2 protein-coding genes are annotated in these 2,705 nt (G+C 28.1%); both read right to left on the minus strand.

Going from position 1 to position 2,705, the window contains the following annotated elements:
* Positions 1–979 (minus strand): tetratricopeptide repeat protein (locus E1171_RS03255; protein ID WP_222931364.1); only part of this gene is annotated, 979 nt, incomplete at its 3' end.
* 859 nt (positions 980–1,838) lie between these two features.
* The gene (locus E1171_RS03260) at positions 1,839–2,012 is read right to left on the minus strand and encodes a hypothetical protein (protein ID WP_155204036.1); all 174 of its coding nucleotides are present in this window, start codon (positions 2,010–2,012) and stop codon (positions 1,839–1,841) included.
* Between the last annotated feature and the right edge of the window lie 693 nt (positions 2,013–2,705).

A 2,705-nucleotide genomic window follows, 5' to 3' on the forward strand; every position in this document is an offset into this window, starting at 1 on the left:
CAATTAATAATTCATACCCCGACCGTAAAAAGGGAAAAAAGTGATTGTTGTTGAATGCCATAGAATCCACCTTTTGTAAGATAGGGATAGATTTTTCAAGATTTCCTTGCTCAAAGAATATTAAACCCCGGAATAAGTAGGACCTTATAAAGTTTCCCTCGTTAAGCTTTATTTTAGGTTTTAATTTTTGGAGTTTATTTAAACTATCTAAAGCAGAATTATATTCTTTATTGTAGTAATGAATTATGGCTGTTGATAAAAGAAGAGGACTATATAATGTAGAATCTTTCGATTGTAAAGAAAGTTTTATAGCCCTTTTATTAATAAACATTGCAGAATCATAATTTTTGTTGGCATTATAAGAATCACCTAAAGCAAATAGTGTTTTTATGTAAAATCCTTCATATTTTTTATCTTCTTTAAATTTGTTAAAAAAGTAGTTTTCTGTAGATTTTAATAAATTTAAGTTTTCCTCTTTATCACCAATGCTTTTCTTCAAATAAGCGATATAATATTTTATTTTAAATTGTTGATCTCTATTTTTATTTTCATTTGCATAGAAATTAGCCTGTACTAATTCATCCATTGATTCCTTATATTTGTCTTTTCCTGCTAGATACCAACCTTTTAGAAGGTGAGCTTTAGCCGGATAATTAAGATCCTTTATTCCCTTTGTGATCTCAATAATACTATCTGCATATATTAATGCTTTTGTTCGTTCTGAAATTGAAGCCAGCATATAGTACCCATCTGCTTGTTTTATTACATCCTTAACTGCCTTAGCCTTTAGAAGAAAAGCCTCAGCATAAATTTTCGCCTTAACAGAATCTTTAAAACAAGTATTATAACTTTCTAAAAGTTCTTGATAACTATTCTGACTTAGTTTTTTTTTTAATATTTTCGATTCTTTCTGTGCAAGGGATTTTCCAAAAAAGTTAAAGCTAAAAAAGACAAAAGTAAGGATTAAGAATTTTTTCATTCTATACTAATCTGTGATTATATCGAAAAATCAATAGTATTTAAAAATTAAATACAAATAAAAGGAAAAAATATTCCAAAAAAACTTGCAAATATTTGAGGTATTTTAGGAAATAAAAAGTCTCCAAATTCTAGCGAATATAATTATTTTTCCTTTTATTTTAGTGGAAGGTGTAATAGAAATTTTTTTCCTTTTGTTACCTTAATAATGCTATCGGCATATATTAATGCCTTTGTTCTTTCTGAAATGGAGGCCAACATATAGTAACCTTCCACTTATTTAATTACATCATTATTCTTCTTTGCTGTTAGGAGAAAAGCCTTACTATTGACAAAGTCTTTAAAATATGTAATATAACCTTCAGAAAATTCTTTGTAACTTTTTTGACTTAAGACTTAATCTATAAATTTGGTCGCTTCTTGAGCATAAGCTTTATGGAAAAAGTTAAAGATTAAAAAAAACAAGAAAAACCATATATAAGGGTTTTTTCATTTTTTACGGTTATACGTTTGTTAAAAAAAGCTCAAAAATAAAGGAATATAAGCCTAAAATATAATGTAAATATTTAATCCGGAAAGAACAAAAATCTGTAAAGTTTTCGCGTTTTGGTATAAAAAAGAGGGAAGCATAAAATTGTTGCAACTTCAATAGGCCTTACTTCCGCTATCCTGATTTTGGGATTGATCTTGTATTCAACTGAATTTTTTGCCGATATGATTCCAAAACTGATTGGTTTTGGCCTTTTTAAATGGTTCTAAAACTGTATATAAAATATCTTTATGTTTAACTTAGAGGCAATACCCCAATATCTATACCCTAAATTGATCAAAAGTGATCTAGGCATTAATCTGTATAGCTCTTATTTTGTAAAAATGGAAGGAATTTTAGGTTCCCCACACCATTTTGCCATACGGTTGTATTTACCTCCTAAGCCTTTAAAAGTATCCCACCCAGAATCAACCGTTGTAATAGATTTGGCCAATAGATCATTTCCCCCTGAAACCCTCTCCATAAACTTTTTTAAGTTGTTCATTGCTGGAAGGATTTTTAACAAAATCAGGGTCATTCTCATATTCAATGATAGCGAATGCTCCTTCCAAATCTTTTGACTCTACATGTGCCTGACTAGAAGGTGGCATTAGCTGGCCTAACTACCTGTTTTCATGAATTCAGACTTATTACTAAGAACTAATAATAAGCAGCTGCAAGAAATAGCTTCTGGTTAATATATAAAAGTATTTTTTATTCCACTTCCGTAAAAAATAGAACAAAAAAAAGAATTTAATTCTCCATGATATTTAGAGTTCATAACAATCTTTTTTCATGAATCCAGACTTATATGGCATTAACAAATTTGAATTTCTCCAATCTATATGATTAACTTTACTTTTGATAACAATTTCAACTACCATAAAGAGAAAATTAAACTCATTCATAAGAAGAGTACAAAACTTTCAAGAACTAGATTTATCTGTTTTGGTAATTGTGATAAAAGTATTTTTATTTTTAGGATTTGAAGTCATTAAATTAGTTTTAGTTTTTTAACATTTTTTTTAGAAAAAAATATAAAGCGCCTATATCATAGTTGAGTTTTATATTGCTTTGGTTTTGTCAAAATACCTATGATATAGGATTAATAAATTTTGGGAAATTGTATAGAAACATTACATATACAATGAACGTTATCTTATGGCTGTCTGAAATTGATTTAGGATACTTTTCCTAT

Source organism: Xanthovirga aplysinae, from assembly GCF_009711365.1.
Lineage (GTDB): Bacteria > Bacteroidota > Bacteroidia > Cytophagales > Cyclobacteriaceae > Xanthovirga > Xanthovirga aplysinae.

Bases quoted from the DNA above. Each gene is read 5' to 3' on its own strand.
- E1171_RS03260 (WP_155204036.1), bottom strand. From the start codon at position 2,012: ATGAACAACTTAAAAAAGTTTATGGAGAGGGTTTCAGGGGGAAATGAT.